Origin of the sequence: Streptomyces sp. NPDC048192, assembly GCF_043202415.1 — a bacterium.
Lineage (GTDB): Bacteria > Actinomycetota > Actinomycetes > Streptomycetales > Streptomycetaceae > Streptomyces.
In genome coordinates, this window is sequence record NZ_JBIDAL010000003.1 from 353964 (window position 1) to 373391 (window position 19428).

Sequence of the window (19428 nt, forward strand, 5' to 3'; positions counted from 1 at the left end):
CGGGATTTTCATCCCTGGGTCTTCTGGATGGCTTCGCGGAGCACCTGGCGGTCGTCGAAGGGACGGACCACGCCGGCGATGTCCTGGCCCTGCTCGTGGCCCTTGCCCGCGACCAGCACGGTGTCGCCGGCCCGGGCGCGCCCCACGGCGGCGGCGATCGCGGCGGCCCGGTCCTCGAACAGGAGCACCTCGCCGCGCTCGTGCGCGGGCACCGAGGCGGCGCCCTCGAGCATGGTCGCGAGGATCGCGAGCGGGTCCTCGGAGCGGGGGTTGTCGGAGGTCAGTACGGCCGTGTCGGCGAGCCGGGCCACGGCGGCGCCCATCGGGGCCCGCTTGGTCCGGTCGCGGTCACCGCCGCAGCCGAGGACGACGTGCAGCCGGCCCTTGGTGACCTTGCGCAGCGCCCTGAGCACGGACTCGACGGCGTCGGTCTTGTGGGCGTAGTCGACGACCGCGAGGTAGGACTGCCCGGCGTCGACGCGCTCCAGCCGGCCGGGGACGCCCGGGACGGCGGCGACGCCGTCGGCGGCGGTCTGCGGGTCGAGACCGGCGGCGGCGAGGGCGACGACGGCGGCGAGGGTGTTCGCCACGTTGAAGGGGCCCGGCAGCGGCGACTTGGCCTGGATCCGCTCGCCGTTCGGGCCGAGCACGGTGAACGTCGAGTCCATGGGCCCGACCTGGACGTGCTCGGCGCGCCAGTCGGCGTCGGGGTGGCCCTCGGCGGAGTAGGTGACGACCGGCACCGTGGCCTCCCGGACCAGCCGGCGGCCGTACTCGTCGTCGGCGTTGACCACTCCGAGCCTGCTGCGCTCGGGCGTGAACAGCTGCGCCTTGGCCCGGAAGTAGTCCTCCATGCCGGAGTGGAACTCCATGTGTTCCGGGCTGAGGTTGGTGAACACGGCGACGTCGAAGACGCAGCCGTCGACCCGGCCGAGCACCAGGGCGTGGCTGGAGACCTCCATGGCGACCGCCTCGACGCCGCGCTCGCGCATGACGGCGAACAGGGCCTGCAGGTCGGTGGCCTCCGGGGTGGTGCGCTCGGACTTGATGCGCTCGTCGCCGATGCGCATCTCGACCGTGCCGACGAGACCGGTGGACTTCGCGGTCCGCAGGCCGCCCTCGACGAGGTAGGCGGTGGTGGTCTTGCCGGAGGTGCCGGTGATGCCGATCTGCAGCAGGTCGCGGCCCGGGTGGCCGTAGATCGTCGCCGCCAGCTCGCCCATCCGCCCGCGCGGGTCGTCGACGACCAGGACCGGCAGTCCGGTCGCGGCGGCGCGCTCGGCGCCCGCCGGGTCGGTGAGCACGGCGGCCGCGCCGAGCCCGGCGGCCTGGGTGACGAAGTCCGCGCCGTGCAGGCGGGCGCCCGGGAGGGCGGCGTACAGGTCGCCGGGGCGGACGGCGCGCGAGTCGTGGGTGATCCCCGTGATCCCGGCGTCGGCCTCCGGAGCGGCGGCACCCAGCTGATCGGCCAGTTCCGCGAGGGGTGTGGCGGAGACCTCGACCGGTCGCGGCGGTCCCGGATATGTCACGGAAGCGCCTTTCTGGGTGGTTTGGGACTGATCAGCGTGTGGCACGGCGGTGAGCGTACCGGGCGTACCCCGTCCGGAGCGAAGCGAGGGGCTGCGGGCGCCTTGGTTCCCGGGGTCCGGGGTGATCGTCGTCACGGGTTCGTTCCTGGTGTTCCGGTGCTGATCAGGGCTTGTAGTCGACGGGCAGGTTCGCGGCCGGCGCGCCGGTCGGCGGCACCTGGAGGGTCTTCAGGGCGAACTCCATCACCTGCTTGTAGATGGGGCCGCAGATCTGGCCGCCGAAGTAGCTGCCCGAGGTGGCGTTCTGGATGGCGCAGTACACGGTGATCCGGGGGTTGTCGGCGGGTGCGAACCCGGCGAACGACGAGGTGTAGCCGCGGTACCGGCCGGTGGCCGGATCCACACGGTTGGCCGTGCCGGTCTTGCCGGCGACGTTGTAGCCGGGGATGCGCGCCTTGGCGCCGGTGCCCTGCTCGTCGTCCACCACGGACTCCAGCATCCGCGCCAGGGTCTTGGCGGTCTTCTCGCTGACCACGCGGGTCCGCTTGGGCATGGGCGCGGGGGCGAAGCGCCCGTCGGGGCCCTTGGTGCCGCGCACCAGGGTCGGCTGGATCCGCACCCCGCCGTTGGCGATGGTCGAGTACACGGAGGCGGCCTGCATCGCGTTGAGGGAGAAACCCTGGCCGAAAGGGATCGTGTACTGCTGCGAGGTGGACCACTTCTGGTACGGCGCGAGGATGCCGGGCGTCTCGCCGGGGAAGCCGAGCCCGGTGTAGCTGCCGATGCCGAACCTGCGCAGGTAGGAGTAGAGGACCTTGTTGGCCTGGGGCTGGGTCTTGCCCAGCTGGCCGGTGGCCAGGATGGTGCCGATGTTGCTGGACTTGGCGAGGACGCCGTTCAGCGTGAGGTACCAGGTGTCGTGGTCGACGTCGTCGGAGAAGAGCCGGTCGCCGCGGTGCAGCCGGTTGGGTACGACGACGTGGGTGAGCGGCGTCGCCGCGTTCTCCTCCAGCACGGCCGCCATGGACATCACCTTGGCGGTGGAGCCGGGCTCGTAGGCGTCCTGCAGGGCGGCGTTGCCCAGGGCGGCGCCGTCCGCCTTCGACAGGTCGTTGGGGTCGAAGCCGGGCGCGTTGGCCATGGCCAGGATCTGGCCGGTGCGGGTGTCCTGGACGATGACATAACCGCGGTCGGCCCTGGACTTCTTCACCTGCTCGGTGATGGCGTTCTGCGCGGCCCACTGGATGTCGCGGTCGATGGTCAGCTCGACGTCGGAACCGGGCACGGCGGGCGTCTCGTTGGAGCCCGCGGTCGGCACCTCGCGGCCGCCCGACTGGGCGTAGCGGATCTTGCCGTCCTTCCCGGAGAGCTGCTTGTTCAGCTCCTGCTCGATGCCGCCGCCGCCCTTGCCGTCGGCGTTGACCCAGCCCAGTATCCCGGCGGCGAGGTCGCCGTTGGGGTACACGCGCTGGCTGCTGGGGTCGGCGAAGACTCCGGCGAGCACGTTGACGGTGTTCTTGTCGGTCTCCGCCTTGTCGGCGAGCGCGGTCTTCAGGTCCTTGATCTGCTTCCAGACCTGCGGGGTCTGCCGGGTGGCGAGCCGGGCGTAGCGGGAGTTGGGGTTCTTCGGCCGCAGCTTCCTCACGAGGTCGGCCTGGCTCTGCCCGAGGATCGGCGAGAGCAGCGCGGCGGCCTGCTCCGGGCCGTCGCCGATCTTCAGCTGCTTCCTGCTGAACATCGTCGGGTCGGCCGTGATGTCGTAGGCGTCCTCGCTGATGGCGAGGGCCACGCCGTTGCGGTCGGTGATCCCGCCGCGCTCGGCGGCCAGCGTGTGCACGACGTACCGGTTCTGCTCGGCCCGGGCGGCGTACGCGCTCGCGTCGACGCCCTGCACCTGCAGCAGCCGTACCACGAAGGCGATCAGGACCAGGGTGAGCGTGAGGCTGACCATGCGCAGCCGGGGCCGGGGGCTGCCGAGCCGGAGCGGGGGCGCGGGCATGGGCCGGGCCCCGCTCGGGCGCCGGGCCGGACGGGCGCCGGGCACGGGCTGCCGCCGGGCGGCGGCGCTCCTCGGCCGCGGCGGCCTGGCGGGCCCGGGCACACGTCGGCGCGGCGGTTCCCTGTCGGACACTTCCGTCACCTGCCGGGGGTCGGGGTGGGGGTGGGCTGGGAGCTGGCGGGGGGCGGGGGTACGGCCGCCGCGGAGACCGAAGCGGCGGCCGCGGGCAGGCCCTGGGGCGGTGCGGCGGCGCCGGGCGTGGCCGGGGCGGGGACGGCCGGGGCGGGGGCCCCGGGTGTGGCCGGGGGCAGGGAGGAGTCGGGGGCCGGGGTCAGGGCCTCGGGGGCGACCGGGTCGCTGAAGGCGGCGGACTCGGGGGCGGGGCTCGGGACGCCCTTGACCCTGCCGTCGGGGCCCAGGAAGGCCGGGTCGCCGCCCGGGACCATGCCGAGCTGGCGGGCGCGGCGCTGGAGGGCGTCGGGGGACGAGTAGGCGTCGATGTCCCGCTGCAGCGCCTGTTCCTCGTCGGTGAGGTTCTTCGTCCGCTTCTGCAGGTCGGCGAGTTTGAACGAGCCTTCGCTGAGCGCGGAGTTGAGCATCAGCAGCCCGATCAGGCCACCGCCCAGGAGCAGCACGACGAGCAGCACGAACGGGGTGCGGGCGGCCCGGGCCCGGCCGGCCGGCAGGAGCCGCGCGAGCCGGGCGGCGCGCCCCCTCAGCTGGGGTTTGCTACGCACGGCTCCCCCCGTCGGTTCGGGAATCCAACCGGCCCGTCTCGGTCACTCGGCGTCCTCCCTGATGCGTTCCGCACCGCGCAGCCTGGCCGGGGCGGCCCGGCGGTTCTCGGCGACCTCTTCCTCGGTGGGAAGTTCGGCACCCCGGGTGAGCAGCTTGAGCCGCGGCTGGTAGCGCTCCGGCACGACGGGGAGGCCGGGGGGCGCGGTGGAGGCGGCGCCGGCCGCGAAGACCTGCTTGACGAGGCGGTCCTCCAGCGAGTGGTACGACAGCACGGCGATACGGCCGCCGACGTCCAGGGCCTTCACCGCGGCCGGGATCGCCCGCTCCAGGACGGACAGTTCGCCGTTGACCTCGATGCGCAGCGCCTGGAAGGTGCGCTTGGCCGGGTTGCCGCCGGTGCGCTTGGCGGCCTGCGGCAGCGCGTCCCGGATCAGCTCCACCAGCCGCGCGCTGTTGGTGAACGGCTCCTTCTCGCGCTCGCGCACGATCGCGGACACGATCCGCTTGGCCTGCTTCTCCTCGCCGTACGCGCGCAGGATCCGCACGAGTTCGCCCGCCGGGTAGGTGTTGAGGACCTCGGCGGCGCTGATGCCGGTCGTCTGGTCCATCCGCATGTCCAGGGGCGCGTCCTGGGCGTAGGCGAAGCCGCGCTCGGCCTCGTCCAGCTGCATGGAGGAGACTCCGAGGTCGAACAGGACGCCCTGCACGCGCGCGATGCGCAGCCGGCGCAGCACCTCGGGCAGTTCGTCGTAGACGGCGTGCACGAGGGTGGCGCGCTCGCCGTAGGGCGCGAGCCGCTCGCCGGACAGCCGCAGCGCCTCCTTGTCCCGGTCGAGGCCGATCAGCCGGACCTCGGGGAACCGGGCCAGCAGCGCCTCGCTGTGTCCGCCGAGGCCCAGGGTGCAGTCGACGGCCACCGCTCCCGGGCGCTCCAGGGCGGGCGCCAGCAGATCCAGGCACCGCCGGAGCATCACCGGGACGTGCCGGCCCTGTCCCTCCCCGCGCCCACCACCGCTCTCACGCGGAAGCGCTTCGCGCTCGTTCATCGTCTGGGGGCCTCTCGTCGTCCGGCGCGGGCCGCACGCACCGCCGGGTCCCCGCCAGCTCGTCGAGGACAGGCCTGCCGGCGCCGGAAGCGTCAGCCGGACCGGGAGCGGGAGGAGGCCGAGCCGTACGTACGCGCCGCGCACGTGGGGAGACGGTCCGGGGGCGAGCCGGGGTCTCCGGGGGTTTCACCAGCAGGGAGAGCCGCGCCTCCCGCTTCGCGCCACTTTAGTCCACGGTGTCTCGCGGTCAATCAACCGGCCTGCGCGTCGCCTGGCGCATCGGGGCGGGAGCCGGGATTCGGCGGTGTTCACCCGCTCGGAGCAGGTTTGCCCCGCCTGTGGATCGGCTCACAACACGCCGTGATGACGTTGTTTGCCCCGCTCTCACCGGGAGACGGCACCGGAGGTGACCAGTAACGTCATGAGTATGACGACTTCCGCAGCATCTTCCACTGGATCCGAAGGCGCCATAACGGACGGCGGCACCGTGACGGACCGCCTGGTCGCGGCGAACCAGGCGTACGCCGCCGAGTTCACCGACCCGGGCATGGACGCCCGCCCCGTGCTCAAGGTCGCGGTCGTGGCCTGCATGGACGCCCGGCTGGACCTGCACAAGGCGCTCGGCCTGCAGCTCGGCGACTGCCACACCATCCGCAACGCGGGCGGTGTGGTCACCGACGACGTGATCCGCTCCCTGACCATCAGCCAGCGCGCGCTCGGCACCCGCAGCGTGGTGCTGATCCACCACACCGGCTGCGGCATGGAGTCCCTCACCGAGGACTTCCGGCACGACCTGGAGATGGAGGTAGGCCAGCGGCCGGCCTGGGCGGTGGAGGCGTTCCGGGACGTCGACCAGGACGTCCGCCAGTCCATGCAGCGGGTGCGCACCTCGCCGTTCCTGCTGCACACCGACGACGTGCGCGGTTTCGTGTTCGACGTGCGCACGGGCCTGCTGCGCGAGGTCGACCCGGCCTGACCGGCCGCACCGGCCGGCCACCCCGGAGCCGTCCCGCCCGCCTCTCGCCGAAACCGGGAACGGAGAGGACGTGACACCGACATCCTGCGGGCAGTTGTCCACAGGCGAGTGACACGAATCGGTAACGGCAGCAAGAATGCGGGGTGTGGCGTCGCGCGGAACTTTTCCCGCGCGGTGTCCGTGTTTCGGGGTGGGCCGGTTTCGCAGACAGCGTCGGCCCGGAAAGTACGGGGCCGAGGAGGGCCGGGTGTCGACCTATGACGATCCAGCGAGCCATGGGGGCGCCCCCGCCCAAGCGTATTCGGGGGTGGGGGACGACCTGACCGCCACGGTCGAGCGGGTGCGCGCGTCCGTCGAAGGCGTGATCGAGGGCAAGCCCGAGGTCGTACGGCTCGCGCTGACCGTGCTGCTCGCCGAGGGGCACCTGCTGATCGAGGACGTCCCCGGCGTGGGCAAGACGATGCTCGCCAAGGCGCTGGCCCGCTCCATCGACTGCTCGGTGCGGCGCATCCAGTTCACGCCCGACCTGCTGCCGTCGGACATCACCGGGGTGTCCATCTGGGACCAGCAGCGCCGTGACTTCGAGTTCAAGCCGGGCGCCGTGTTCGCGCAGATCGTGATCGGCGACGAGATCAACCGCGCCTCGCCCAAGACCCAGTCGGCGCTGCTGGAGTCCATGGAGGAGCGGCAGGTCACCATCGACGGGCAGACCTACGAACTGCCCAGCCCCTTCATGGTGGTGGCCACGCAGAACCCGGTCGAGATGGAGGGCACCTACCCGCTGCCCGAGGCCCAGCGCGACCGCTTCATGGCCCGCGTCTCCGTCGGCTACCCCAGCGTGGAGGCCGAGTTGCAGATGCTCGACATCCACGGCGGGGTCAGTCCGCTCCAGGACCTGCAGCCGGTGGCGCACGCCCATGAGATCGTGAAGCTGATCGACGCGGTGCGCGGCGTGCACGTCGCCGAGCCGGTCCGGCGGTACGCGGTGGAGCTGGTCGCCGCCACCCGCACGCACCCCGACCTCAGACTCGGCGCCTCCCCGCGCGCGACGCTGCACCTGCTGCGCGCGGCGAAGGCGTCCGCGGCCCTGGCCGGCCGGGAGTACGCACTGCCGGACGACGTCCAGGCGCTCGCCGTCGCCGTCCTCGCGCACCGCCTGCTGCCCACCGCCCAGGCCCAGCTGAACCGGCGTACGGCCGAGCAGGTCGTGCAGGAGATCCTCCAGCAGACACCGGTGCCCGCCGCGCCGGGCCGGCCGAGCGGCTTCGGCGGTCTCGGGCGGGGTGCCCCGGCGTATCCCCAGCAGCCCCCGCGGAGTCTGTGATGGGCCCCGGGGGGACCGGGCGGACGGAGGCCGGCCGCGAGGACGCGGGCGGTGTGCGCACGGCCCTCGCGGGCCTGACCACCCGCGGCCGCTCCTTCCTGGCGGCCGGGATCGCCGCCGCGATCTGCGCGTACGTCCTCGGCCAGCGGGATCTGCTGCGGGTCGGCCTGCTGCTGGCCGCGCTGCCCCTGATCTGCGCGACCGTGGTCTACCGCACGCGCTACCGGGTGGCCGGCACCCGCCGGCTCTCCCCCGCGCGCGTGCCCGCCGGCAGCGAGGCCCGGGTGCACCTGCGGATGGAGAACGTCTCCCGGCTGCCCACCGGCCTGCTGATGCTCCAGGACCGGGTGCCGTACGTCCTCGGGCCGCGCCCCCGGTTCGTGCTGGACCGGGTGGAGCCGGGCGGCCGCCGCGAGGTGTCCTACCGGGTCCGCTCCGATCTGCGCGGCCGCTATCCGCTGGGCCCGCTGCAACTGCGGCTGACCGACCCGTTCGGGATGTGCGAACTGACCCGCTCCTTCTCCACGTTCGACACCCTCACGGTCATCCCGCGCGTGGAGCCGCTGCTCCCGGTCCGCTTCAGCGGCGAGGCCAAGGGGTACGGCGACGGGCGGCAGCGCTCGCTGGCTCTGGCCGGCGAGGACGACGTGATTCCGCGCGGCTACCGCTACGGCGACGATCTGCGCCGGGTGCACTGGCGGTCCACCGCACGCTACGGCGAGCTGATGGTGCGCCGCGAGGAGCAGCCCCGGCGCTCCAGATGCACGGTCCTGCTGGACACCCGGGGCGGCGCCTACGAGGGTGCGGGCCCCGACTCGGCCTTCGAATGGGCCGTCTCCGGCGCCGCCTCGGTGCTGGTGCACATGCTCGAACGCGGCTTCTCGGTGCGGCTGTTGACGGACAGCGGCAGCATGGTGCCCGGTGCGGGCGCCGACGGGTTCGCGGGCGCCGGCCAGGAGACGGCGGAGGCGGCCGGGCTGATGATGGACACACTCGCGGTGATCGACCACTCCGACGGCACGGGCCTGTCCCGGGCGTACGACATGCTGCGCGGCGGCAACGAGGGCCTGCTGATCGCCTTCCTGGGCGACCTGGACGAGGAGCAGGCGGCGACGGTCGCCAGGATGAGCCGGCGCAGCGGCGGCGCCGTCGCCTTCCTGCTGGACCCGGACATCTGGACCCGGGAGGCGACCGATGTGCCGCGGCCGGGCGATCCGCACGCCGAGCGGCTGCGCATGCTGCGCGAGGCCGGCTGGACCGCGCTGAGCGTGCCGCGCGGCGGTGCGCTCGGCGCGCTGTGGCAGCAGGCCGACCGGGAGCGTTCGGGCCTGGCCGCGGTGAACGGGGAGGCGGCGCGGTGAGCGGGCGGGCACGACTGGCGCTGTGCGCGGCGGCGGCCACGCTGATGGCGTCCTGCGCGCTGCTGCCCCTGGTGGCCGCGCCGACCTGGCTGCTGCAGCTGGTCCCGCTGCTGGCGGTGCAGACCGGGGTGGGCGCGGCGGCCCGCCGGGTGCCGCTGGGCCGCACCATGACGGTACTGGCGCAGGCGCTGGTCACGCTGGTGCTGCTGACCCTGGTCTTCGCCCGGGAGCACGCGGTCGTCGGACTGCTGCCGGGCCCGGACGCCTTCCGGCACTTCGGCGACCTGCTCCAGCAGGGGTCGAACGACGTCAGCGAGTACGCGATACCGGCGCCGCTGACCGACGGCATCAAGCTGATGCTGATCGGCGGGGTGCTGCTGATCGGTCTGCTGGTGGACACCCTCGCGGTGACCTTCCGCAGCGCCGCCCCGGCCGGGCTGCCGCTGCTCGCGCTGTACTCGGTGGCCGCCGGGCTGTCCGGCGGCGGGGCGGACTGGCTGTGGTTCCTGGTGGCGGCGGCCGGTTATCTGATGCTGCTGCTCGCGGAGGGCCGGGACCGGCTGGCGCAGTGGGGCCGGGTCTTCGGCGGCGCGCCCCGCTCCGCGGGTACCCAGGAGAGCGGCGCGGTGGCCCCGGTGCGCACCGGGCGCCGGATCGGCGCGCTCGCGCTCGGCGCGGCTCTGGTGGTGCCGCTCGCCCTGCCCGCGATGCAGGGCGGCCTGCTGGAGGCCGCCGGCACGGGCGTGGGAGCGGGCGACGGCAACGGCGGCACGATCTCCGCGGTCAACCCCCTGGTGTCGCTGCGCGACAGCCTGAACACGAACACGGACCGGCAGGTGCTGTCCGTGCGGACCAGTGCGACCGACATCTCGGACCTGTATCTGCGGATAGTGTCCCTGGACGACTTCGACGGCACCACGTGGAAGCCGGCCCAGCGGCACATCGTCGGGGTGCCGGACCGGTTCCCCACCCCCATCGGTCTGGGCGGGGACGTCAAGCGGGCCACGGTGACGACGACGGTCTCGGCGTCGGACTGGTACGCCCAGGACTGGCTGCCGATGCCGTACCCGCCGAGCGGGGTGAGGATCGGCGGCCGCTGGCGCTACGAACCGGTCGGCATGACGCTCGTCGGCGACCACGGCCAGACCACGCGCGGCGAGACCTACCAGGTGACCAGCCTGGACGTGCAGCCGACGGCGGCGCAGCTGGCAACGGCGCCCGAGCCGCCCTCCGCCCTGGAGCGCGAGTACACGAAGGTGCCGTCCTCGGTGCCGAAGGTGGTGGCCAGGACCGCCCGGCAGATCACGGCGGGCGCCCGGAGCCACTACGAGCAGGCGGTCAAGCTCCAGGACTACTTCGCGGTCTCGGGCGGCTTCCAGTACGACACCCAGGTGGAGGTCGGCCGCGGTCCCAACGCCATCGCGACGTTCCTGAAGAAGAAGGAGGGCTTCTGCGTCCACTTCTCCTTCGCCATGGCGGCGATGGCCCGCACCCTCGGCATCCCGGCCCGGGTCGCGGTGGGCTTCGCGCCAGGCACCCCGCAGGCCGACGGCACGGTCACGGTGAGCCAGAAGGACGCGCACGCCTGGCCGGAGCTGTACTTCGAGGGCGTGGGCTGGACCCGCTTCGAGCCGACCCCGACCCGCGGCACCATGCCGTCGTACACCCAGTCGGACACGCCCGGCACCTCGCTGCCCAACCCGGACCTGCCGTCGCACGAGGCGTCGGCGGGGCCCTCGGCGACGGCCTCGCAGGGCCAGAGCTGCGGGCCCGACCTGGCCAGGGCGCAGGGCTGCGACACCGCGTCCGCGGCGGCGGCCCCGCACAGCGGCGGCGGTGGCGCGGGCCCGTGGTGGTATCTGCTGATCGGTCTGGCCGCGCTGCTGGTCCTGGCGGTTCCGCTGGCGCCGATGCTGTGGCGGCTGCGGGTGCGTTCGGTGCGGCTCGGCGGGCACGCCCGGACGGAGGAGGGCGCGCTCGCGCACACCCTGGCGGCCTGGCAGGAGTTGACGGACAGCGCCTGGGACCACGGCATCACGCCCGACGAGTCACTGACCCCGCGCCGGGCGGCCGCCCGGATCGCCGGGCTGGGCGGGCTGGATCAGACGGCCGGTGCCGCGGTGCACCGGCTGGCGGACGCGGTGGAGCAGGCGCTCTACGCGCCCCGGCCGCGTCCGGCGGCGGGTGCGGCCGAGGACGTGCGCCAGGTGATCGCGGGCCTGCGCGGCAGTGTGAGCGCGGGTACGCGGCTGCGGGCACTGCTCCTGCCCCGCTCGTCGGTGCGGGTGCTGTGGGCGGTGTCGGACCGCTGGTCGGCGCTCAGGACCCGGCTCACGCGGGTCCGGCCCGGACTGCGCCGGCCGTCGCAGCAGCAGGGCTGAGTCGACGTGTGAGGGGCGGCCACCGCCGGTGGCCGCCCCTCACACGTGGTCTGTGTCTGTGTCTCGTCCGTGCCCGTCGACGTCGTCGTCCGGTCGCTTCCTCGAAGCCGCCGGACGGCCGCCGCTACTGTCCCTGCCCGTCCCGGCGGCGCTGCCAGCGCTCCTCGATACGGTCCATCATGGAGCGCTTCGGCCGCACCTGGCGGCGGACGGCGCCCGCCGGCTGCTCACCCGGCTTGGGCGCCTTGCGCCAGCCGGTGACCGCGAGTACGGCGCAGCCCAGCATGACGAGGAAACCCACCACGCTGACCCAGATCAGCTGCGCGACCATTCCGGCCATGAGGAGCGCGATACCCACGAGGAAGCCCGCGACCGCCTGGTAGACCCGCCGCCGGGTGTACGTCCGCAGCCCGTTTCCCTCAAGCGCCGACGCGAACTTGGGATCTTCGGCGTACAGCGCTCGCTCCATTTGCTCGAGCATGCGCTGCTCGTGCTCCGAGAGCGGCACGGAGTCCTCCTCATCGTGCAGTCGCCGGGGCGACCCGGGGGGTCCCTTCAGGATAGGCAGGGAATCGCCCCCGTGAAACCCGCCCCTCTACGCCAATTGGCCAACCGAGTCCGTCATGGCTGACCCGGCTCGCTGAGGCTTCCATTCCCCGGCGGCCGACCCGTCATGCCGGGCGGCTTACCTCGATCATACGGCGCAAACCCCACGATCGGGGGGCTTGTGGCGTACTCCATCCGCCGACGAGCCCCTGATCAGCGGCGGGTCACGGCGGTGCGCTCAGCCCTCGGCGGCACCCGGCGTCTCACCGAGCACGTGCAGCTGGGTGGCGACGGAGTGGAAGGCGGGCAGCTCGGCCGCCGCGGACTCCAGCTTGAGGAGCGCGTCGAGGGCGCCGGGCTCGGTGTCCACGAGGACGCCGGGCACCAGGTCGGCGAAGACGCGCACGCCGTGCACCGCGCCGACCCTGAGGCCCGCGCCCTCGACGAGCGCGGTGAGCTGCTCGGCGGTGAACCGGCGCGGCATCGGGTCCCCGGAGCCCCAGCGGCCCTCGGGGTCCTGCAGCGCCTGCCGGGCCTCCGTGAAGTGACCGGCGAGGGCGCGGGCCAGCACGGCACCGCCGAGGCCGGCGGCGAGCAGGCTGAGGACGCCCTCGGAGCGCAGTGCGGCGACGGCGTTGCGGAGCCCCTCGGCCGGGTCGTCCACGTACTCCAGGACGCCGTGGCACAGCACGGCGTCGTAGCCCCCGCGCTCGACCACGTCGAACAGGCCGTGCGCGTCGCCCTGGACGCCCTTGACCCGGTCGGCGACGCCGGCCTCGGCGGCCCGGCGCTCCAGCGCGAACAGCGCGTTGGGACTGGGGTCGACGACGGTGACGCGGTGGCCGAGCCGGGCGAGGGGCACGGCGAAGTTGCCGCTGCCGCCTCCGGTGTCGAGGACGTCCAGCGCCTCGCGTCCGGTGGCCTTGACCCGGCGGTCGAGGGCGTCCTGGAGGACCTCCCAGACGACGGCGGTGCGCAGGGAGGCGCGGGAGCGGGGGGTGTCGGAGCGCGGCGACGCCGGGTGCGGGTGCTGGTGGGAGGCGGGCGGGCGCATCGGGTCCGACACGGCGGTTGACTCCTCGGCAGGGCTGGAAGGCTTCAGGCGACTCCACCCTATTGCCTCCGCCGCTTCGCCGGTCACCGCAGGCGGACCGGACTCGGCGCGTCTCGCGCGCCGGGCCCCACGGCGTCCCGCAGGCCCGGACCCGCGGCGTCCCGCACCCCGGTGCTGCGGTGGTCAGCCCGCGTCCGGGAGGTCGCCGCGCGTTCTCGGGCCGTCCGGTTCTCCGGGGTCCTGGCGGGGCTGGGGCAGGACCGGCTGGAGGACGAGCATCCGCTCGACGATGCGCAGGAACATCGCCACGTCCCGTATCAGGTCGTCGGCGTCGCGGCGGCTGGCCGCGCCCTGGATGCCGGCCTCGGCGCGGGCGCGGCGGGCGGCGCCGGAGGCGAACAGCGCGCTCCACTCGGTCAGTTCCGGGGCGATCTCGGGCAGCACCTCCCAGGCGCTGCGGATCCGGGCGCGGCGCCGGGGCGAGGTCTCGGGGCGGCCGCGGGCGGCGAGCACGGCGGCGGCGGTGCGCAGGGCGGCGAGGTGGGCCGTGGCATAGCGCTCGTTCGGCGTCTCCAGGACGGCGGCCTCGTCCAGTCCGGCGCGGGCCTGGGCGAGCAGGTCGAGAGCGGCGGGCGGGGCCGTGACCCGGCGGAGCACGGGGTGCACGTCGCTCGCCGGGCCGGTCAGTGAGGGGGCAGGGCCGGTGACGCGGCGCCGGCGGGCGGCGGCTGCGGACGGGTTGGCCATGACGAACCTCCTGTCGTCTGGGTGACGGCACGGGTGCCGTATGTGCCCATCGTGAGGTATGGCACTGACAATCCGTTCTGACCTGGGGTTTTGCATCGATCGTAGGTTCGGGCGTATTTTTGCACTGACCAGTCAGTTCAATATTGCTTTCACCGGCACGACGAAGGGACAGGGGGACCTGTGGACGGCGCGGACGGCGTGGACGTCAGGGCAGAGGGCCTGGGGCTGAAAGGACCACGGGGGTGGGCCTTCCGAGGCGTCGCCGTCGACGCGGAACCCGGCTCGCTCATCGCGATCGAGGGGCCGTCCGGCTCCGGCCGCACCTGTCTGCTGCTCACGCTCACCGGCCGGATGAAGCCCACCGAGGGAGTGGCCACCATCGGGGGCTTCAAACTGCCCCGGCACATGGCCCGGCTGCGCCGGGTCAGCGCGGTGGCCAACGTGGCCGGGGTGACCGATCTCGAGCCCGCGCTGACCGTCGGCGAGCACCTGCGGGAGCGGGCCCTGCTGGAGAGCCGCTTCGGCGACTCCCTCCGCGAGCTGCTGCGCCCCCGCGCCCAGCGCGTGCACGAGGCCCGGCTGCGCGTCGACGCGGCCCTCGCCGCCGCGGGACTGGACCTCGAAACGCTGCCCAAGGGCTCCCGGACGGCCGTGCGCGACCTGGAACGGCCCCAGGAGCTGCGCCTGTCCATCGCCCTGGCGCTGCTCGGCAGGCCCGGACTGCTCGGCGTCGACGACATCGACACCAAACTCTCCGACACCGAGCGCGCCGAGCTGTGGGCACTGCTGCGCTCGCTCGCGCGCGCGGGCACGACGGTGGCGGCCGTCTGCCGCACCGCCCCCGACGACTGCGTGGCCGTACGGACCGGGACGAAGGACACCACAGCGGCGCGGGACGAGGACGGCACCGGCGGCACCGGCGGCTCGGGGGACGCCGGAAGGGCGGCCGGGGCGGGAGACGCCGGCAGCGGCGAGCAGAGCCCCGCGCACAGCAGCACGCAGGCCCGGAACAGTGATCCGAAGGAGGACGTCGATGCGCACGCCTAGGCTGGCCGCGCTCGAGTTGAGGCGGTTCGGGCGCGGGCGGCTGCCGCGCGCGGCGCTGGTCGCGCTGCTCGTGCTGCCGCTGCTCTACGGCGCCCTGTACCTGTGGTCGTTCTGGGATCCGTACGGCCGCCTGGACCGCATCCCGGTGGCCCTGGTGAACGACGACAGGGGCGCCACGGCCGGCGGCAAGCGGATCACCGCCGGCGACGACATCGTGGCCGGGCTGCGCGACAGCCGGACCTTCGCGTGGCACGAGGTCAGCGACGAGGAGGCCCGCAAGGGCGTCGAGGACGGCACGTACTACCTGTCGCTGACCATGCCCGCCGACTTCAGCCGCCGTATCGCCTCCAGCTCCGGCGACTCCCCGGAGACCGGCGCGCTCCAGGTGCGCACCGACGACGCGAACAACTACATCGTCGGCCAGATCTCCCGGACCGTCTTCAACGAGGTCCGCTCGGCCGCCTCCGCCAAGGCCTCCCGCGGCTTCCTGGACAGGATCTTCGTCTCGTTCTCCGACATCCACGACAAGACTGTCACCGCCGCGAAGGGCGCCGACCGGCTGAACACCGGCATCGGCAAGGCGGAGAAGGGATCGAAGGACCTCGCCGACGGGCTGAAGGACGCCAAGAACGGCAGCGACAGGCTGGCCAAGGGCCTGAAGAAGCTCAACACCGGCGCCGGCGACCTCCAGGACGGCTCCCGGCAGGTCGCCGACGGCACCCAGGCGCTCGCCGACAAGGTCGACGGCGTCTACGGCAAGGCCGGCCCCTACCTGAAGGACAACGAGAAGACGATCGGGGACACCGCCCGTCTGGTCGCCGACTCGGCCAAGACCGTCAAGGACAACCTGGACGTCATGGTGAAGCTCGCCCCCGGCGCCGCGAAGACCGCCCACGCGTCCTCGGACGTGCTGGACGAGGTCTACCGGACGCGCTGCGAGAAGGCGGCCATCCCCGACCCCGCCTGCCCCGACCTGAAGCGGGCCAAGACGGCCGCCGCCGACGTGGCTGCCGTGGCCGACGACCTCGACACGCTGATCGCCGACCAGGACGGCGACCTGAAGACGATGCGGGACAACCTCGGCACCCTCCAGCAGCAGGCCGAGGCCCTCCAGGCGCGCGCACCGCACCTGTACGAGGACGTCAGCGACGCGGTCGCGAAGATCGACGAGCTGAACACCGGAGCGCAGAAGGTCGCCGCCGGCGCCAAGAAGCTGCACACCGGGCTCGGCACCGCCCAGACCGGCGCGGCCACGCTGGACAAGGGCATCGGCACCGCGGCGTCGGGCGCCCAGACCCTGAACGGCGGCCTCTACAAGCTGTCCGACGGCTCCGCCAAGCTCGCCGGCGGGCTCCACGACGGCGCCGGGAAGATCCCGGACTACGACAAGAAGGACCGCGACCGGCGCACCGGCGTGATGTCCGACCCGGTCCAGCTGGCCTCCCGCGACCTGCACAAGGCGCCGAACTACGGCACCGGTTTCGCCCCGTACTTCATCCCGCTGTCCCTGTGGGTGGGCGCGATGGTCGCCTACATGCTCATCCCGCCGCTCAACCGGCGTGCCCTGGCGGCCGGTTCGCCGGCCTGGCGGATCGCGCTCGCGGACTGGCTGCCGGTGGCCGCGGTCGGCGTGCTCCAGGTGGCCGCGCTGATGGCCGTCCTGCACTGGGCGATCGGCCTGCAGATGCTGCGCGCGGCCGGCACGATCGGCTTCCTGGTCCTGGTCGCGGCGTGCTTCGCGGCCCTCGTGCAGTGGCTGAACGCCCGCTTCGGGGCGGCGGGCCGGATCCTGGTGCTGGCGCTGCTGATGCTCCAGCTGACCTCGGCGGGCGGCACCTATCCCGTGCAGACCAGCCCGGGCTTCTTCAACGCGATCCACCCGTTCCTGCCGATGAGCTACATCGTGGCGGCGCTGCGCCGGCTGATCACGGGCGGCGGGCTCGGCCCGGTCTGGCAGGCGTGCGCGGTGCTGGCCGCCTTCACCGCGGGCGCGCTCGCACTGACCGCCGTCGCGGCCCGGCGCCGCCAGGTGTGGACGCCGGACCGGCTGCACCCGGAGCTGAGTCTGTGACGTCCGTGATCCCCGCGCGGTCACCGCACGCGCGCGTACCTGTGAGAATCGGGGCCATGGAACGCAGCAGCACCAGGTCCGGCGGCAGCACCCGCCGCGAGGCCACCCGGCAGAAGCTCTACGAGGCGGCCGTCACGCTCATCGCCGAGCAGGGCTTCTCCGCGACCACCGTGGACGAGATCGCCGAGCGGGCCGGGGTCGCGAAGGGCACGGTCTACTACAACTTCGCGAGCAAGTCGGTCCTCTTCGAGGAGCTGCTGCGGCATGGCGTCGGTCTGCTCACGGCCTCCTTGAAGGAGGCGGCGGAGCGGACCGCGCGGGCGGGCGGCAGCCGGGTTGACGCGCTGGACGCGATGGTCCGCGCGGGCCTGGTCTTCATCGACCGCTATCCGGCCTTCACGCAGCTGTACGTGGCCGAGCTGTGGCGCACCAACCGGGCCTGGCAGTCCACGCTGATGGTGGTCCGGCAGGAGGCCGTCGCGGTGGTCGAGGGGGTGCTGCGCGAGGGCGTGGCGGCCGGCGAGTTCAGCGAGGAGATCGACATCCAGCTGACGGCGGCCGCGCTGGTCGGCATGGTGCTGGTGGCCGCGCTGGACTGGAAGTCCTTCCAGCCGGAGCGCTCCCTGGACGACGTCCACGCGGCCCTGTCCAGACTGCTGCAGGGACGCGTGAGCGGAAAGGGCTGAGCGGGGCACGCACGCGGGCGCCCGCAGGGGACATGGGGAAGGCGCCGGCCCGCGTGCGGACCGGCGCCTTCCCGACTCCCCGTACTCCCCCGTACGGTCTTCCCCCTGTGGTCCCCCGTGGGCGGTGGTCCCCCGGGTCCCCCGACTCGCTTCCGCCGACGGATCGGCGGAAGGAGCGGCCGGGCGGCGGGCGCCGTTCCGCCGCCCCGTGTCGGCGGTGCCGGGCCTGCCCCCTTGCCGTGCCTCCACTCTCCCGTCTCCGCGGGTGCCGGCCCATCCGCGCAGATACTCATCTCGGCGCCTAGGTACGGATACTCAGCCGTACGCCTCCGCGCCCGCCCCGGGGATCTCCCGCCGGCCGGGATTGTCGGTGGCGGTCGGTAGAGTCGCAGGCATGGCACGGATTGCGGTGATCGGCGCCGGGATGGGCGCGATGGCGGCCGCCGCCCGGCTGGCCGTCGCGGGCCACCGGGTGGCGGTGTACGAGCGCACGGACACGTACGGCGGTGCGGTGCGCCGCTTCGAGCGGGACGGGTTCGGCTTCGACACGGGCCCGGGGCTGCTGACGCTGCCCGCCGTGTACCGCGATCTGTTCGTCAAGACCGGCAAGGAGCCGCTGGAGGACTGCGTCGAGCTGGTCCAGGTCGATCCGTCCGCCCGGCATGTGTTCGCGGACGGCACCGAGGTGTCGCTGCCGAACGCCTCGCGCGCGGGTGTGGTCGAGGCCCTGGACGAGGCGCTGGGCGCGGGAGCGGGCGAGCGCTGGGGCGACTTCCTGGTGCGGGCCCGGGAGGCCTGGGACCGCACCCGCAGACCGCTGCTGGAGGAGCCGCTGTGGCCCGACTGGCAGGTGCTGGCGGAGAAGGAGCCGTATCCGGCCGTGCCGCACAAGCGGCTGCTGCGCACCCGGCGGGCGGGCACGCTGTCCGAGATCGGCGCCTGGGAGCTGCGCGACGAGCGCCTGGCCGCACTGCTGGACGGCGCCGCGCTCGGCTACGGCCTGGATCCGCGGACCACCCCGGCGAGCGCGGCCGTGCTGCCCTACATGGAGCACGCCTTCGGCACCTGGTATGTGCGCGGCGGCGTCCGGGAGTTGGCGCGCGCGGTGTACGAGCGCTGCGTGCGGCGGCGGGTGGAGTTCGTCTTCGGCGCGGAGGTCGCCCGGATCCTGGAGAAGGACGGCCGGGCGGCGGGCGTGGAGTTGACGGACGGCACGGTGGCCGAGGCGGACGTCGTGGTGGCCGGTGTGGCCCCGGACGCCCTCGGCCGGTTCCTGCCGGGCACGGCCCCGCGCGGCGCGGGCGGGGTCCCGCCGCAGCCCGGGCGGACGAGCCGGCTCACGGTGCTGCTGGCGCTGCGCGGCGGCCGGCCGGACGGCACGGCGCACCGCACCGTGGTGCACGCGCGCGATCGGGAGGCCGAGCGGGAGCTGGTGTTCGGCGGCTCGGGCGGGACCGTGGCGGGTCCGACGGTCACCGTGCTGCGCCCGGACGACCCGGCGCTGGTGCCGGACACCGCCCATGAGGCGGTGGTCCTGTCCTCGGTGGTCCCCGCCGGTCCCTGGCAGCAGGACCGGGAGATGCTCGACCGCCATGCGCGGCACATGATCGAGGCGGCCGGGCGGGCCGTGCCCGGGCTGCGGGACCGCATCCTCTGGACGGAGGTGCTCGCCCCCGCCGCCGTCGAGGAGGCCACGGGCGCGGTGGGCGGCGCGATACCGGCCCCGGCGCTCGCGGCGGGCGCCGGGCGCTTCCTGCATCCGGGCAACGCCACCGCCGTGGCCGGTCTCCTCACCGTCGGCGGCTGGTCGCACCCCGGCGGCGGCCTGCCGCACGCGGGCATGTCGGGAGCGCTGGTGGCGGGGCTGATCGTGGAGGGCCCCGGGTTCCGCGGCTCGCAGTGAGCAGGGCGCGGCCTCGGGGT

15 protein-coding genes are annotated in these 19428 nt (G+C 73.9%); 8 read left to right on the forward strand and 7 right to left on the reverse strand.

The features are described 5' to 3' along the window. Positions 1-8: 8 nt before the first annotated feature. From ACGFZN_RS07245 to rsmH, 4 genes are all read right to left on the reverse strand, one after another. Positions 9-1529: a UDP-N-acetylmuramoyl-L-alanyl-D-glutamate--2,6-diaminopimelate ligase gene (locus ACGFZN_RS07245; RefSeq protein ID WP_393857488.1), complete on the reverse strand. Its 1521-nt coding sequence runs from the start codon at positions 1527-1529 to the stop codon at positions 9-11. A gap of 163 nt (positions 1530-1692) precedes the next feature. Further along, positions 1693-3660 carry a peptidoglycan D,D-transpeptidase FtsI family protein gene (locus ACGFZN_RS07250; RefSeq protein ID WP_393857489.1) on the reverse strand — a complete coding sequence of 656 codons (1968 nt, stop codon included), beginning with the start codon at positions 3658-3660 and terminating at the stop codon, positions 1693-1695. 5 nt (positions 3661-3665) lie between these two features. Continuing rightward, the gene (locus ACGFZN_RS07255) at positions 3666-4265 is read right to left on the reverse strand and encodes a septum formation initiator family protein (RefSeq protein ID WP_393857490.1); all 600 of its coding nucleotides are present in this window, start codon (positions 4263-4265) and stop codon (positions 3666-3668) included. Between the two features lie 42 nt (positions 4266-4307). Next, complete coding sequence (gene rsmH, locus ACGFZN_RS07260) at positions 4308-5312, reverse strand: 16S rRNA (cytosine(1402)-N(4))-methyltransferase RsmH (protein ID WP_393857491.1); 1005 nt, start codon at positions 5310-5312, stop codon at positions 4308-4310. Between the two features lie 427 nt (positions 5313-5739). On the opposite strand from rsmH, the gene ACGFZN_RS07265 reads away from it, so the two are divergent. From ACGFZN_RS07265 to ACGFZN_RS07280, 4 genes are all read left to right on the forward strand, one after another. Further along, a complete protein-coding gene (locus ACGFZN_RS07265) occupies positions 5740-6288 on the forward strand; it encodes a beta-class carbonic anhydrase (RefSeq protein ID WP_393857492.1) in 549 nt (182 codons plus the stop codon). Positions 6289-6535: 247 nt separating this feature from the next. Beyond that, positions 6536-7612 (forward strand): AAA family ATPase, encoded by a 1077-nt coding sequence (locus ACGFZN_RS07270; RefSeq protein WP_393857493.1) that lies wholly within the window; start codon positions 6536-6538, stop codon positions 7610-7612. Next, the gene (locus ACGFZN_RS07275; RefSeq protein WP_393857494.1) at positions 7612-8973 is read left to right on the forward strand and encodes a DUF58 domain-containing protein; all 1362 of its coding nucleotides are present in this window, start codon (positions 7612-7614) and stop codon (positions 8971-8973) included. The genes ACGFZN_RS07270 and ACGFZN_RS07275 overlap by 1 nt, the downstream gene beginning before the upstream one ends. After that, on the forward strand, positions 8970-11354 hold the full coding sequence (locus ACGFZN_RS07280) for a DUF3488 and DUF4129 domain-containing transglutaminase family protein (RefSeq protein ID WP_393857495.1): 2385 nt from the start codon (positions 8970-8972) through the stop codon (positions 11352-11354). Before ACGFZN_RS07275 ends, ACGFZN_RS07280 begins: the two co-directional genes overlap by 4 nt. A gap of 124 nt (positions 11355-11478) precedes the next feature. Here the strand turns inward: ACGFZN_RS07280 and ACGFZN_RS07285 are convergent, their stop codons facing one another. The 3 genes from ACGFZN_RS07285 to ACGFZN_RS07295 all read right to left on the reverse strand — a co-directional run bounded on the left by ACGFZN_RS07285 (position 11479) and on the right by ACGFZN_RS07295 (position 13701). Beyond that, positions 11479-11862 carry a DUF3040 domain-containing protein gene (locus ACGFZN_RS07285; protein ID WP_330340583.1) on the reverse strand — a complete coding sequence of 128 codons (384 nt, stop codon included), beginning with the start codon at positions 11860-11862 and terminating at the stop codon, positions 11479-11481. Between the two features lie 276 nt (positions 11863-12138). Further along, entirely contained in the window at positions 12139-12966 is an 828-nt protein-coding gene (locus tag ACGFZN_RS07290) for a methyltransferase (protein WP_393857496.1), read from the reverse strand. Positions 12967-13137: 171 nt separating this feature from the next. After that, the gene (locus tag ACGFZN_RS07295; protein ID WP_393857497.1) at positions 13138-13701 is read right to left on the reverse strand and encodes an SAV_6107 family HEPN domain-containing protein; all 564 of its coding nucleotides are present in this window, start codon (positions 13699-13701) and stop codon (positions 13138-13140) included. 180 nt (positions 13702-13881) lie between these two features. Between ACGFZN_RS07295 and ACGFZN_RS07300 the strand changes: the two genes are divergently transcribed. The 4 genes from ACGFZN_RS07300 (at position 13882) to ACGFZN_RS07315 (ending at position 19408) form a co-directional block, all read left to right on the forward strand. Continuing rightward, on the forward strand, positions 13882-14748 hold the full coding sequence (locus tag ACGFZN_RS07300; protein WP_393857498.1) for an ATP-binding cassette domain-containing protein: 867 nt from the start codon (positions 13882-13884) through the stop codon (positions 14746-14748). Beyond that, positions 14735-16819, forward strand: coding sequence for a YhgE/Pip family protein (locus ACGFZN_RS07305; RefSeq protein ID WP_393857499.1), 2085 nt, complete (start codon positions 14735-14737; stop codon positions 16817-16819). Before ACGFZN_RS07300 ends, ACGFZN_RS07305 begins: the two co-directional genes overlap by 14 nt. A 56-nt stretch (positions 16820-16875) precedes the next feature. Beyond that, positions 16876-17505: a TetR/AcrR family transcriptional regulator gene (locus ACGFZN_RS07310; RefSeq protein WP_393857500.1), complete on the forward strand. Its 630-nt coding sequence runs from the start codon at positions 16876-16878 to the stop codon at positions 17503-17505. Positions 17506-17899: 394 nt separating this feature from the next. Further along, complete coding sequence (locus ACGFZN_RS07315) at positions 17900-19408, forward strand: phytoene desaturase family protein (RefSeq protein WP_393857501.1); 1509 nt, start codon at positions 17900-17902, stop codon at positions 19406-19408. Positions 19409-19428: the final 20 nt, after the last annotated feature.